The following is a 14155-nucleotide window of genomic DNA, read 5'->3' as shown; positions in this document are numbered from 1 at the left end:
ATACCTCGACCATGGGCGGCGAAACGCGGATCCGCTCCGCCCTGGTAGTGCCGAGCCATGCTCGGCACCTCCCCACCTAAAAAAGGAAACAGTGTGCTCTTGGTGGAGCCGACCGCCGGTCGGCTGCATTCCGTTCGGAGGTCATGCTGCCACCGGGTGGGGAGAGGGTATCGGCAGTCGATCGAGGATCGACCCTACCAGCGCGTCTTGTTCGCGTATGAACCGCTGGGCGTCCAGCGATTTTCCCTTGAGCACCAGCCAGCTATGGAAGGGTTGGCGCGGGTGGGTTTGCGGGACTGTCGAAAACATGGATGTTTTCGCCAAGCCCCCAAGGATGGGTTTACGGCGTGTCCCGCAAACCCACCCGCGCCAACCCAGCCTATGGACACTGGACCGTGCAGCTCCAAGCTCTGTGGCTTCTCGGCTTCTCGGCTTCTCAGCCTTCAGCCTTCAGCCGCAACAGCGCCCGGCAACGGATCAACATGCCCGCAATTCGCGCACGTCCGCAGTGCCAACGAAGACTGATACCGCGCAAACACCTTCGGCAGATCGGTCTCGATGTTCTCCAGCGTGAAGTACTCTTCGTGCAGCTTGTGGTTGCACTGCTCGCAGAACCACAACAGCCCGTCGCGCTCATGCGCCAGCCGCTTGCGTTCCACCACCAGCCCCACGCCACCGGCCGGGCGCCGCGGCGAATGCGGCACCTTGCCCGGCAGCAGGAAAATCTCGCCGGCGCGGATCGGGATGTCGCGCACCGCGCCGTCTTCCTGCACCTTCAGCACCATCTCGCCTTCGAGCTGGTAGAACCACTCCGGGCCTTCGTCGTAGTGGTAGTCGGTGCGGCTGTTCGGCCCGCCCACCACCATTACGATGAAATCGCCGTTGTCGATCATCTTGTTGCCCACCGGCGGCTTGAGCAGGTGCCGGTGTTCCTCGATCCAGGCCAGCAGATTGATGGGGGAGGCGAGCATGGGGGCGGTTCCGTGAGGGAAAGGGTCAGTCGCGCCGGCCGCGGCGCGGAACATGCGCCAGCGCCTGCTCGTAGGCCGGCATCAGGTCTTCCGGGCGGCCCACGTCGATGCCCATCTCGCGCACCCGGCCGTCCTTCAGGCTGTACACCCAGCCATGCACCATCAGCTTCTGCCCGCGCGCCCAGGCATCCTGCACGATCGTCGAACGGCAGGCGTTGACCACCTGCTCGATCACGTTCAACTCGCACAGCCGTGCATGCTTGAGGTCCGGTTCCTCGATCGCATCCATGATCGCCGCATGCTTCTGCGCCACATCGCCGACATGCCGCAGCCAGTTGTCGGCCAGGCCCACCCGCGTGTTGTGCAGGCTGGCGTGCACCCCGCCGCAGCCGTAATGGCCCACGATCAGGATGTGCTTGACCTTGAGCTGGTCCACCGCGTACTGGATCACGCTCAGGCAGTTCAGGTCGGTGTGCACCACCACGTTGGCCACGTTGCGGTGCACGAACACCTCGCCCGGGGCCATGCCGATGATCTGGTTGGCCGGCACCCGCGAATCGGAGCAGCCGATCCACAGGTATTCCGGGTGCTGCTGCCTGGCCAGCTGCTGGAAGAAGTCCGGGTCTTCCTTCTCGATCCGGTCGGCCCAGTCGCGGTTGTTCTGCAGCAGCTTGTGGATGTCTTTCATGGTGCGGTGTCCCTGACGTGAGGTGGGGGCAAGGCGCGGCCGGCGGGGCCGCGTCGTCGCGGGAAACGGGGAAGGGTTCAGTCGTCGTTGCCGCCGTGGTCGCGGCGCCAGCGCATCCACTGCGCCAGCTCGCGCGAGGCCGGCGCTTCCAGTGCCGACAGCGCATCGATCACGCTGCGCTGGTTGGCTTCGGGGTGGTTCTGGCTCAGCTTGAGCTTGACCTGCACCTGGGTGGGGCGGAAGCGGAAGCCGACGATGCCGGCCAGCATTTTCCGTTGCCGCGGCTCGATCGGCTGCAGCGCCCAGTTGCCGCCCACCTGTGCTTCGTAGTGCGCGCTCAGGCCGTCAAGCATTCCGATCAGCGCATCGGGGGCGGTCACCGGTTCGAGCACGCCGCGCAGTTCGGCGGCGGCGTAGTTCCAGGTCGGAACCCGCGCCTGGGCGTCTTTATCCGGATACCAGCCCGGCGACACATAGGCATGCGGGCCATCCACCAGCAGCATGGCCGGGCCGGCATGCCCGGCCTGCGGGTTCGGCTTGGCCCAGTGGCCTTCGATCAGGATGCCGTCGGCATCGCGCCGGTACAGTACCGGCAGCCGGGTGGCCTGCTGGTAGCCGTCGGCGCCGGTGCTGACCAGGGTGACGAACGCATCGCGCGCCAGCAACCGGTCCAGCCAGATCAGGTCGGTCTCGGCGAAGGCCGATGGGATGAACATGGCCCGGTTACGCGCGTGCGCCCAGGCTCTGCACCATGCGGCCGTGCAGGTCGGCATCGCTGTCGGCCTGCGGCGGCTGCACTTCATGCAGCGAGAAGCCGCGGATCAGCGCGTCCTCTTCGTCCAGGCCCTCGTAGGCGACGAACTCGGCGTCGAACAGCTGCGAACGCGCGGTGTCTTCGCTATCGTAGCTGAGCGTGTTGCCATCGCTGTCCAACACTTCGGCGGTGCCGCCCGGGCGTACCCGCAGCCGTGCCCAGATCAACGTGTTGCCCAGGCTGGCCAAGAACCATGCGTCGCGGTTGGAGGGGGTTTCATTCATGTCATCACCATCGAAAGCAGCCAGAGCAGGGCAGCCATGCCCAATCCGGCCAACAGGGTCAGCAGCGCGACCCAGGCTGGCGTGGCCAGCCCGGACAGCGCCCGGTCGGGGGTCTGGCGGTAGTGCCGGCCAAGCAGCCAGCCCAGCGCGTCCGGGCGCAGGAACGCACCGGCGCCGAAGCGGTCGGCCAGGGCCGGGTGGCGGTCGCGGATATGCACCAGGGTCAGTGGCCAGAAAATCACGAAGGCACTGAACCCGGCGATCGCCACGCCGACGAAACACAGCGCGAGGAACAGGGTCATGGGTCAGTGCCTCCTTGGGCGGGCCAGAACGCGTGGATCAGAGCGCGTGGATCAGAACTCGGCGCTGCCCGGCGCGCGCGGGTAGGGGATCGCGTCGCGGATGTTGCCCAGCCCGCACACGTACACCACCAGGCGCTCGAAGCCCAGGCCGAAACCGGCATGCGGGACCGAACCATAACGACGGAAATCGCGGTACCAGCTGTAGTGCTCGCGGTCCAGGCCGAACTGCGCCATGCGCGCGTCCAGCACGTCCAGGCGCTCTTCGCGCTGGCTGCCGCCGATGATCTCGCCGATGCCCGGGGCCAGTACGTCCATCGCCGCCACGGTCTTGCCGTCGTCGTTCAGGCGCATGTAGAACGCCTTGATGTGCTCGGGGTAGTTGGTCACCACCACCGGGCGGCCGATGTGTTCTTCGGTCAACCAGCGTTCGTGCTCGGTCTGCAGGTCCAGGCCCCATTCGACCGGGAAGTCGAACTTCCTGTCGGCCTTCTGCAGCAGCTTCACCGCCTCGGTGTAGTCGATCTGCTCGAACGGGGCGTTGATGAAGCCTTCCAGCTTGGTGATCGTATTCTTGTCCACGCGCTCGGCCAGGAACGCCAGGTCGTCGCCACGCTCGTCGAGCACCGCGCGGAACAGGTACTTGAGGAACTGCTCGGCCAGGCGCGCATCTTCGGCCAGGTCGGCGAAGGCGATTTCCGGCTCGATCATCCAGAACTCGGCCAGGTGGCGGGTGGTGTTGGAGTTTTCGGCGCGGAAGGTCGGGCCGAACGTATAGACCTTGCTCAGGGCCAGGCAGTAAGCCTCGACGTTGAGCTGGCCGGACACGGTCAGGAAGGTTTCCTTGCCGAAGAAATCACGGCTGAAATCGACCTCGCCCTTTTCGTTGCGCGGCAGGTTGGCCATGTCCAGGGTCGAGACCCGGAACATCTGGCCGGCGCCTTCGGCATCGGAGGTGGTGATGATCGGGGTGCTGATCCAGTTGAACCCGTTCTCATGGAAGAACCGGTGCACGGCCTGGGACAGGCAGTTGCGGATACGGGTGACCGCGCCGAACAGGTTGGTGCGCGGGCGCAGGTGGGCCACTTCACGCAGGAACTCGGCGCTCATCGGCTTGGGCTGGATCGGGTAGGTCAGCGGGTCTTCGACCAGGCCGACGATCTCGATGTGGCTGGCCTGGATCTCGAAGGACTGGCCCTTGCCCTGGGACTTGACCAGGGTGCCGCGGGCGATCACCGAGCAGCCCGGCGTCAGGCTCTTGATGTCGTCGAAGTTGGCCAGGGTGTCGTTGGCCACCACCTGAATGGGGGCGAAGCAGGAGCCATCGGTGACATTGACGAAGGCCAGCGCCGCAGAGCCGCGTACCGTACGTACCCAACCGCGTACGGTTGCCTCGCCGCCTTCCGGGATCTTCCCGGCAAGCGCATGTTCAACGCTGACCACCGTCATGACTTGAATCCTCTGTTGATCGACTCGATCTCTGAACACGGAGTTTAACGGGTGCGGTGTTCGGCTTGCGAGGCATTTCTCGCGATGGTCCGGGGCTGTTGCCCGCATGAACCGCGGGGTGCGCCCGGTGCTCCCCGGGGCGCGCCACACCCTATAATGATCACGATCCGCTGGAGTCACCTGTCATGGCCGTAAGCCTTACCCCTGTTGCCTTTGCCCGTGTGCGCACGTTCGTCGAGCAGACCCCCGGCGCGCTGGGCCTGCGTTTCGGCGTGACCCGCACCGGCTGTTCGGGCTGGGGCCACGTCACCGACCTGGCCCGCGACCAGCGCGAGGGCGATACCGTGTTCGAGCAGGACGGGGTGCGCATCTACGTGGATGCCGACAGCCTGGGCCTGGTCGACGGCACCGAAATCGACTTCGGCAAGCAGGGCCTGAGCGAGACGTTCATGTTCAGGAACCCGAACGCCACCGCCGAATGCGGCTGCGGGGAGAGCTTCACCACCGAGGCCGACAAGGCCTGATCGGGGCCGGCGCGGGGCGTCCAGCCCCGCTGTTGCTTGCCTGCGGGCGCTGCTGCTGCCATACTTTGCGGCTTCCTGCCTGATTCCGGGCAGGACCCTTGCCCCACCGCGTTCACCTGCGGGGGGCTGTCCGGCCCCCAAGGGGCCACATCCGAAAGGTAAAAACACATGAGTCGTCATTACGAAGTCGTGTTCCTGGTCCATCCGGACCAGAGCGAACAGGTTCCGGCCATGATCGAGCGCTACAAGTCGCTGGTCGAGAACGGCAGCGGCACCATCCACCGTCTGGAAGACTGGGGCCGTCGTCAGCTGGCCTACCCGATCCAGAACCTGGTGAAGGCCCATTACGTCATGCTCAACATCGAGTGCGACCAGGCCGTGCTGAGCGAGCTGGTGGAAAGCTTCCGCTTCAACGATGCGGTGCTGCGCAACCTCGTCATCAAGCGTGACGAAGCCGACACCGAGCAGTCGCTGATCATGAAGAGCAAGGACGAGAAGGGTGACAAGCCCGAGCGTGGCGAGCGTCGTCGTCGTGATGACGAAGAAGGTGAAACCACCCCCGCCGCTGACACCGATGCCGGCGAAGACGCCGCTTCGGCCGCTTAAGGAGCACTGACATGTCCAAGTTCTTCCGTCGCCGCAAGTTCTGCAAGTTCACGGCCGAAGGTGTCAAGGAGATCGATTACAAGGATCTCAACACCCTGCGCCAGTACCTCACCGAGAACGGCAAGATCGTGCCGAGCCGCGTGACCGGTACCAAGTCGAAGTACCAGCGCCAGCTGGCAACGGCCGTCAAGCGCGCCCGTTTCCTGGCCCTGATCCCGTACACCGACAACCACGACGTCTGATGAAGGCCGGCGGCTTCGGTCGCCGCTTTCGTGGACCTGGCCGCCCGCGCCGTGAAGCGTCGGGCGGTTTCCAGGTCTGCCGTTCGGATATTCGGACAGCCATCCGCTGCGGGGCCTGGGCCTCGCTAACGAATACATTTGGAGCTACATCATGAAGCTGATTCTTCTTCAGAAGGTCACCAACCTCGGCGGCCTGGGCGACCTGGTCGACGTGAAGCCGGGCTACGGCCGCAACTTCCTGGTCCCGACCGGCAAGGCCGTTCCGGCCACCGCCACCAACGTGGCCGAGTTCGAAGCCAAGCGCGCCGAATACGAAGCCAAGGCCCAGTCGATCCACGCTGACGCCGAAGCCCGCAAGGCCAAGCTGGAAGGCAAGAGCGTGCTGATCGCCGCCAATGCCTCGACCGAAGGCAAGCTGTACGGTTCGGTCGGCCCGCGCGATATCGCCGAAGCCTTCACCAAGATCGGCCTGCCGCTGGAAAAGAGCGAAGTCATCCTGGGCGAAGGTGCCTTCCGCAACGTGGGCGAGTACGAGGTGACTGTTCACCTGCACGCCGACGTGGAAACCACCGTCAAGGTGGTTGTGGAAGCCGAAAAGGCCTGATCCCTGCCGAAAGGCGGGAATCACTGAAACGGGTGCCCGCAAGGGCGCCCGTTTTTGTTTTGTTGGCCGCGAAAGGCTTTGGCGCTTTTCTTCTGCAAGTGGGGAGGGGGCGGGTGGCCCAGTCCGGGACACGCACGTAAACCCATCCCCGGGGGCTTGGCGAAAACTTGCTCGCATGCGCTGTCCTGCGCATCCGGCAAGGCCTGGGTTGAGCATCCTGCCCAACCCGCCCGGCGCATGCGCCGGACCCATGTTTTCGACAGTCCCGGACGGGGCCACCCGCCCCCTCCCAGACGGATCGCGATCCTGGCGGGGAGAGAGCGAGCCGGTGCCGAGCAGGTCCGGCCAGACGCCGCAGGCTCGTGACTTCTGCACAACCAGCGCCACCACCGCCCGTGGAACACCCGCCCCGTTATACTCAGCCTATCGCGTCGCCCTCGGGGCCATTGAATTCCAGCAACATCAATGGCTTGGGGGGTGGGATTCGCCCCGACATCCACCCTGGCGGGGGTCGTTTCAGGCCCTCGCCCCGGAAACCAACCACGCCATGCGTCTGTCCACGATCAAGCTCTCCGGCTTCAAATCCTTCGTCGATCCGACCACGCTGCACCTGCCGACCAACATGACCGGCGTGGTGGGCCCCAATGGCTGCGGCAAATCCAACATCATCGACGCGGTGCGCTGGGTCATGGGCGAAAGCTCGGCCAGCCGCCTGCGCGGCGATTCGCTCACCGACGTCATCTTCTCCGGCTCCTCGGCGCGCAAGCCGGTGTCCCAGGCCACCGTCGAACTGATCTTCGACAATACCGACCACACCATTTCCGGCGAGTACGCCTCGTTCAACGAAATCTCGGTCAAGCGCCAGGTCAGCCGCGACGGCAGCAGCAACTATTACCTCAACGGCACCAAGTGCCGCCGCCGCGACATCACCGACCTGTTCCTGGGTACCGGCCTGGGCCCGCGCAGCTACTCCATCATCGAACAGGGCATGATCAGCCAGATCATCGAAGCCCGCCCCGAAGACCTGCGCGTATACCTGGAAGAAGCCGCCGGCATCTCCAAGTACAAGGAGCGCCGCAAGGAAACCGAAACCCGCATCCGCCACACCCGCGAGAACCTGGACCGGCTCGGCGACCTGCGCGAGGAAATCGGCAAGCAGCTCGAACACCTCAAGCGCCAGGCCCGCCAGGCCGAGCAGTACCAGGCCCTGCAGGAAGAGCGCAAGGTCAAGGATGCCGAGTGGAAAGCCCTTGAGTTCCGCGGCCTGGACACCCGCCTGAGCGGCCTGCGCGAAGCGTTGTCGCAGGAAGAAACCCGCTTGCAGCAGTTCATCGCCGAACAGCGCGATGCCGAAGCCCGGATCGAAACCAGCCGCGTGCGCCGCGAAGAAGCGGCCGATGCGCTGAGCACCGCCCAGGCCGAGGTCTACCAGGTGGGCAGCACCCTGGCCCGGCTCGAACAGCAGATCCAGCACCAGCGCGAAATGTCCCAGCGCCTGCACAAGGCCCGCGACGAAACCCAGCAGGCGCTGGCCGAACTGGGCCAGCACATCGGCGGCGACCAGGCCCGGCTGGGCGTACTGCGCGAATCGGTCGAGCTGGCCGAGCCGCAGCTGGAACAGCTGCAGGAAGAAAACGAAATCAAGCAGGAAGCCCTGCGCGACGCCGAAGGCCGCCTGGCCGACTGGCAGGCGCGCTGGGAAGCGCATACCCGCAGCACCTCCGAAGCCTCGCGCGCCGGTGAAGTCGAACGCACCCGCGTGGACTACCTGGACCGCCAGGTGCTGGAAGCCGACCGCCGCCGCGAAGCCCTCAGCGCCGAGCGCACCGGGCTGGACCTGGATGCGCTGGCGCAGACCTTCGAAGAACTGCAGTTGCAGCACGAAACCCAGAAGGCCGCGCTGGACGGGCTCAACGAACAGGTCGAGCTGCGCAAGGAGGCCGTGGCCGGCCTGCAGGAGCGCCAGCGCAGCGGCCAGACCGAGCTGGCCGAGATCCGCAAGCAGGCCCAGGCCGCGCGCGGCCGCTTGTCTTCGCTGGAGACCCTGCAGCAGGCCGCGCTGGGCCAGGAACAGGGCGCCGCCGTGGCCTGGTTGAAGGCGCGCGGGCTGGATTCGGGCGCACGCGTCGGCGAGCGCCTGGAGGTGGAGGCGGGCTGGGAAAATGCCGTGGAAAGCGCGCTGGGCCAGCTGATCGAAGGCGTGCTGGTCGACGCCCCCGAGCACCTGGTCGGCGAACTGGCCGAGCTGGGCGATGGCCGCATCGCCCTGGTGTCGGCCGAACAGCAGCCGCTGCAGGTCGCCCCGACCTCGCTGGCGGCCAAGGTGCAGGGGCCCACCGCGATCCGACGCCTGCTGGCCCGCCTGCATGCCGCCGAGGACCTGGAACAGGCGCGCGCCCTGCAGGCGCAGCTGGGCGAGGGCGATTCGGTGATCACCCGCTGTGGCGAGCGCCTGGGCCAGGGCTGGGTGCGCGTATCACGCTCCGGCGCGGCCAAGCAGGGCGCCCTGCTGCGCGAACGCGAGATCGTCACCCTGCGCGAGCAGATCGACGGCCTGCAGGAGCGCGAAGCCGCGCTGGAAGCGCGCCTGGCCGAGTTCCGTGACCAGCTGCTGGCTGGCGAACAACAACGCGAAGACGCGCAGCGCCAGCTGTACCTGGCGCACCGCAGCGTGTCCGAACTGGGCGGCCAGCTGCAAAGCCAGCAGGGCAAGGTCGAGGCCGCGCGCACCCGCATCGATCGCATCGAAGGCGAGTTGTCGCAGTTGCTGGAAACCCTGGATGCCGGCCGCGAACAGGTGCGCGAGGCACGCGCGCGGCTGGACGATGCGGTCAACAGCATGGGCGACCTGGAAGCGGTGCGGCAGGCGCTGGAAAGCGAACGCCGCCAGCTCAGCGAGGCCCGCGACCAGGCCCGCGAGGCCGCGCGCAGCGTGCGCGAAAGCGCGCATGCGCTGGCCTTGACCCTGGAATCGCAGCGTACCCAGGTCGGCTCGCTGAGCCAGGCGCTGGAACGCATGAGCACCCAGCGCAGCCAGTTGGAGGGGCGCCTGGGCGAACTGCATGCGCAGCTGGACGATGGCGATTCACCGGTGCAGAGCCTGGAAGCCGAACACCAGAACGCGCTGGGCGAGCGGGTCCGCGCCGACCGCGTGCTGGGCGAGGCGCGCACCCTGCTCGACGGCATCGACGCCGAGCTGCGCAGCTTCGAACAGACCCGCCACCAGCGCGACGAACAGGCGCTGGCCCAGCGCGAACGCATTTCCCAGCGCAAGCTGGACCAGCAGGCGCTGGTACTCAGCGCCGACCAGCTGTCGGCGGCGGTGGAGAAGGCCGGTTTCGTGCTGCAGGATGTGATCAACAGCCTGCCCGACGAGGCGCGCATCAGCGACTGGGAACAGGCGGTGCACCAGATCGACGGGCGCATGCGCCGGCTGGAGCCGGTCAACCTGGCCGCCATCCAGGAGTACGGCGAGGCCTCGCAGCGTTCGGAGTACCTGGACGCGCAGAACATCGACCTGACCACCGCGCTGGATACCCTGGAAGAGGCGATCCGCAAGATCGACCGCGAAACCCGCGGCCGCTTCAAGGACACCTTCGACCGGGTCAATGCCGGCGTCCAGCAGCTGTACCCGCGCCTGTTCGGTGGCGGCCACGCCTACCTGGAACTGACCGGCGAAGACCTGCTCGACACCGGCGTGGCGATCATGGCCCGGCCGCCGGGCAAGCGCGTGTCGAGCATCTCGCTGCTGTCCGGTGGCGAGAAGGCGATGACCGCGGTGGCGCTGGTGTTTGCGATCTTCCAGCTCAATCCGGCCCCGTTCTGCCTGCTGGACGAGGTCGATGCACCGCTGGATGAAGCCAACGTCGGCCGACTGGCCAATATGGTCAAGGAAATGAGCGAGAAGGTGCAGTTCCTGTTTGTCAGCCACAACAAGGCCACCATGGAGGCCGCGCACCAGTTGTCGGGCGTGACCATGCGCGAACCGGGCGTGAGCCGTCTGGTCAGCGTGGACCTGGAAGAGGCGGCACGATTGGCGGGCGCCGCCTGACGTGCCATGCTTATCTGAATGATTTAGCCGGAGACTCCCCGAATGTCCGACATGGCACTGCTCCGCATCGGCATCCTGGCCGCCGGCCTGCTGTTGATCGCCGCGATCTTCCTGTTTGGCCGTCCCAAGAAAAAATCGCAGGGCCGCCGCGTCGAAGGCGCCGAAAACGCCAATGGCGCGCGCCGCGAGCCGGTGCTGGGTGAGCCGGGCAGCGCGCCCGATGGCGGCAGCGAATCCGGTCAGGACGGGGTCACCCAGCCCGAACTGGGCCTGCCCGAGGTCGACGGCGCACCGGCCAGCGATCTGGGCAAGCGCGCCAACCAGGACTTCGACAAGATCGTCTCGCTGTTCGTGGCCGCCCGTGCCGGCGAACAGCTGCGCGGCGAAGACATCGTGGTGGCCGCGGAAAAGACCGGCCTGGTGTTTGGCCACATGAACGTATTCCACCGGCTGGTGGAAGGCCACCCCGAACGCGGCCCGATCTTCTCCATGGCCAGCATCATGAAGCCGGGCAGCTTCGACATGGCCAATATCCGCGAGATGGAAACCCCGGCGATCGCCTTCTTCCTGACCCTGCCGGCACCGCTGACCGCGCTGGACGCCTGGGAGAAGATGCTGCCGACCGTGCAGCGCATGGGCGAACTGCTCGATGGCGTGGTACTCGACGACGGCCGCAACGCGCTGGGCCGCCAGCGCATCGCGCACATCCGCGACGAACTGCGCGCTTACGACCGCCAGCACCAGGCACCGCCGTTGACCAAGGCGCCGCGCTGGTAAGGCGACCTCACGGTCGCCTTATCAGCGAGACGCATGCGCTGTTGCGCATGCGACCGGCGGTTTGCGCTGCAAACCACCGGCACCCCGTCATGCCCAGATCCCCGCGCCTCGCGCGCCCTGACTCAAGGGGCTCTTCGTCGGAACCGGCACCACACCTTCCAGCAATCGCAAGCCGCTCCGGTAGGGTCGGTTCCCGAACGACTGCCGACGGCATGGATCGGCGCGGCGAACGCATGACCCAGGCCGGCGCTGCCTTCGACGCAGGTCATGCCAAGACCGTACGTTGCCCCCGGCACTCGATCCGGCTGCGATTCTGCCCGGTACCGCCGCCCCCGACCGCCGGCCAGCGTTCTTCACTCGGCGCGGGCAGGGGCGGGGAGGTAAAATCGGCGGCCCCTTCCGGATTGCCGCCTGTATGAGCCCCAGCCCCGCCGAACGTGCCGACGTGCTGCGCCGCCAGATCGAGGATGCCGGCAAGGCGTACCACGAACGCGACGAGCAGCTGATCCCCGACGTCGAGTACGACCGCCTGGTGCGCGAGCTTGAACAGCTGGAGCAGGCGCACCCGGAACTGGCGCGTGTCGATTCGCCGACCCAGCGCGTGGGCGGCAAGGCATCCTCGCGTTTTGCCGAGGTCCGCCACGCGGTGCCGATGCTGTCGCTGGGCAATGCCTTCAGCGACGAGGAAGTGCAGGATTTCGTCCGCCGCATCGGCGAGCGTCTGCGCCGCGATGCGCTGTACTTCTCGGCCGAACCCAAACTCGACGGCCTGGCCATCAGCCTGCGTTACGAGCAGGGCCATTTTGTGCAGGGCGCCACCCGTGGCGACGGCGCCACCGGTGAGGACGTCAGCGCCAACCTGCGCCAGATCGAGGTGATTCCGCAGACGCTTGCCGGCAAGGGCTGGCCGCAGGTGCTGGAAGTGCGCGGCGAGGTCTACATGGCGCGCGCCGATTTCGAGGCCTACAACGCGCAGGCACGCCTGCACGAGGGCAAGGTGCTGGCCAATCCGCGCAACGCCGCGGCCGGTTCGCTGCGCCAGCTGGATCCGAAGTTGAGCGCCAGGCGCAAGCTCAGTTTCTACGCCTACGGCACCGGGCAGGTGCAGGGCGGCGAGCTGCCGGCCACCCATTCGGCCACGCTGGCGCAGCTGCGCCAGTGGGGCTTCCCGGTCAGCGACCTGTGCAAGGTGGTGGAGGGCAGCGACGGCCTGCTGGCCTACTACCACGACATCGGCGCGCGCCGCGATGGCCTGGCCTTCGATATCGATGGCGTGGTCTACAAGCTCGACGACCGCGCCGGCCAGGAACAGATGGGCTTCGTCTCGCGCGCGCCACGCTGGGCGATCGCGCACAAGTTCCCCGCCCAGGAGCAGACCACCACCGTGGAGGCGATCGAGATCCAGATCGGCCGTACCGGCGCGGCCACGCCGGTGGCGCGGCTGAACCCGGTCGCGGTGGCAGGGGTGATCGTCTCCAACGCCACGCTGCACAACGCCGACCAGATCGCGCGGCTGGACGTGCGCGTGGGCGACACGGTGATCGTGCGCCGCGCTGGCGATGTGATTCCCGAAGTGGTCAGCGTGATCGCCGACCGCCGACCCGCCGGCACCACGCCGTGGCAGATGCCTTCGCGGTGCCCGGTGTGCGGCTCGGAGATCGTCCGCGAAGAGGGCGAGGCCGCCTGGCGCTGCTCGGGCGAGTTGAGCTGCCCGGCGCAGCGCAAGGAAGCGATCGCGCACTTCGCCTCGCGCCGCGCGATGGACATCGACGGGCTGGGCGGCAAGTACATCGAAACCCTGGTCGATGCCGGCATCGTGCGCGGCGTGGCCGACCTGTACCGCCTCACCCGCGACCAGCTGCTGCAGCTCAAGCTGGCACTGGACGCCGAATCGCCCGAGGCGCTGGCCGCCCAGGTCGGCCTGCACCTGCCGCCGGAAGGCAGCGGCCACTACCTGCGCGGCATCCTGCAGTTGGACGGCAGGGAGGAGGGCTGGCGCGCCCGCGCGCTGGCGATGCCGGCTGCATTCAACTGGAACACGAAGAAGATCGCGACAAAGTGGGCCGACAACCTGATCGCCGCGATCGATGCCAGCCGCACCACCACGCTGGAGCGCCTGCTGTTCGCGCTGGGCATCGAACATGTGGGCGAAAGCACCGCCAAGGCGCTGGCCGCTTGGTTCGGCGACCTGGAACTGATCCGCCACCTGCCCTGGCCGCTGTTCAAGCGCGTGCCCGATATCGGTGGCGAAGTGGCGCGCTCGCTGGGCCACTTCTTCGAGCAGCCGGGCAACCAGCAGGCGATCGATGCACTGCTGCAGGTGGGCCAGGTGCGCATCGGCGATGTGCACCTGCCTTCGCCGAAACTGCGCGACGGACTGGATTTCGCCCAGTTGCTGGTGGAGGCCGAAATTCCCGGAATCACCCGCCTGCGCGCCGAGAAGTTGACCGCCATGCTGCCCGATGCGGCGTCACTGCTGGATGCCGAGCCGGTGCAACTGGTCGCCGCCGGCCTGCCCAACGAGGTGGCGCTGGGCCTGGCCGATTGGCTGGACCGCGACGGCCATGGCCCGCTGCTGCTCAAGGCCGAGGACTACCGTCGCAGGCTGCTGGAACTGGCGCCGGAACAGGCCGAACAACCCGCCGGTGCGCTCGACGGCCAGACCGTGGTGCTGACCGGCACGCTGGCGCAGATGAGCCGCGACGAGGCCAAGTCGCGGTTGGAGGCGCTGGGTGCCAAGGTGGCCGGCAGCGTGTCGAAGAAGACCGCCTTCGTGGTGGCCGGCAGCGAAGCCGGCTCCAAGCTGGCCAAGGCCGAAGAACTCGGCATCGACGTCTGGGACGAAGACCGCCTGGTCGCCTTCCTGGCCGCGCATTGAACCCACGGCGGGGCGCGCCGCGCCCCGC

Annotated in this window: 13 protein-coding genes; 7 read left to right on the top strand and 6 right to left on the bottom strand. The window is 67.1% G+C overall.

Annotated elements, in window-relative coordinates:
* Positions 1-443 precede the first annotated feature (443 nt).
* The 6 genes from IC535_RS14480 to asnS all read right to left on the bottom strand — a co-directional run bounded on the left by IC535_RS14480 (position 444) and on the right by asnS (position 4445).
* A complete protein-coding gene (locus IC535_RS14480; RefSeq protein WP_228887177.1) occupies positions 444-971 on the bottom strand; it encodes a 3-hydroxyanthranilate 3,4-dioxygenase in 528 nt (175 codons plus the stop codon).
* Positions 972-996: 25 nt separating this feature from the next.
* Complete coding sequence (can, locus tag IC535_RS14475) at positions 997-1659, bottom strand: carbonate dehydratase (protein ID WP_228887138.1); 663 nt, start codon at positions 1657-1659, stop codon at positions 997-999.
* Between the two features lie 77 nt (positions 1660-1736).
* Positions 1737-2375, bottom strand: coding sequence for an FMN-binding negative transcriptional regulator (locus IC535_RS14470; RefSeq protein WP_228887139.1), 639 nt, complete (start codon positions 2373-2375; stop codon positions 1737-1739).
* Between the two features lie 7 nt (positions 2376-2382).
* The gene (locus tag IC535_RS14465; protein ID WP_228887140.1) at positions 2383-2697 is read right to left on the bottom strand and encodes a hypothetical protein; all 315 of its coding nucleotides are present in this window, start codon (positions 2695-2697) and stop codon (positions 2383-2385) included.
* Positions 2694-2999, bottom strand: coding sequence for a hypothetical protein (locus IC535_RS14460; RefSeq protein ID WP_228887141.1), 306 nt, complete (start codon positions 2997-2999; stop codon positions 2694-2696). The genes IC535_RS14465 and IC535_RS14460 overlap by 4 nt, the downstream gene beginning before the upstream one ends.
* 51 nt (positions 3000-3050) lie before the next feature.
* A complete protein-coding gene (asnS, locus tag IC535_RS14455; protein WP_228887142.1) occupies positions 3051-4445 on the bottom strand; it encodes an asparagine--tRNA ligase in 1395 nt (464 codons plus the stop codon).
* 185 nt (positions 4446-4630) lie between these two features.
* Here asnS and IC535_RS14450 point away from each other — a divergent pair, with 185 nt between their 5' ends.
* From IC535_RS14450 to ligA, 7 genes are all read left to right on the top strand, one after another.
* Positions 4631-4969, top strand: a complete 339-nt coding sequence (locus IC535_RS14450; protein ID WP_228887143.1) for a HesB/IscA family protein — start codon at positions 4631-4633, stop codon at positions 4967-4969.
* A gap of 168 nt (positions 4970-5137) precedes the next feature.
* A complete protein-coding gene (rpsF, locus tag IC535_RS14445; RefSeq protein WP_228887144.1) occupies positions 5138-5575 on the top strand; it encodes a 30S ribosomal protein S6 in 438 nt (145 codons plus the stop codon).
* Positions 5576-5586: 11 nt separating this feature from the next.
* Complete coding sequence (rpsR, locus tag IC535_RS14440) at positions 5587-5817, top strand: 30S ribosomal protein S18 (RefSeq protein ID WP_002804494.1); 231 nt, start codon at positions 5587-5589, stop codon at positions 5815-5817.
* A gap of 151 nt (positions 5818-5968) precedes the next feature.
* On the top strand, positions 5969-6421 hold the full coding sequence (gene rplI, locus IC535_RS14435) for a 50S ribosomal protein L9 (protein WP_228887145.1): 453 nt from the start codon (positions 5969-5971) through the stop codon (positions 6419-6421).
* 547 nt (positions 6422-6968) lie between these two features.
* A complete protein-coding gene (gene smc, locus IC535_RS14430; protein ID WP_228887146.1) occupies positions 6969-10472 on the top strand; it encodes a chromosome segregation protein SMC in 3504 nt (1167 codons plus the stop codon).
* 42 nt (positions 10473-10514) lie between these two features.
* Positions 10515-11249: a cell division protein ZipA gene (zipA, locus tag IC535_RS14425; protein WP_228887147.1), complete on the top strand. Its 735-nt coding sequence runs from the start codon at positions 10515-10517 to the stop codon at positions 11247-11249.
* Between the two features lie 415 nt (positions 11250-11664).
* Complete coding sequence (ligA, locus tag IC535_RS14420) at positions 11665-14127, top strand: NAD-dependent DNA ligase LigA (RefSeq protein ID WP_228887148.1); 2463 nt, start codon at positions 11665-11667, stop codon at positions 14125-14127.
* The last annotated feature ends 28 nt before the right edge of the window (positions 14128-14155 follow it).

This window comes from Stenotrophomonas rhizophila (genome assembly GCF_020857975.1).
Classification (GTDB): domain Bacteria; phylum Pseudomonadota; class Gammaproteobacteria; order Xanthomonadales; family Xanthomonadaceae; genus Stenotrophomonas; species Stenotrophomonas rhizophila_C.
This window is presented reverse-complemented; position numbering and strand designations above follow the sequence as displayed.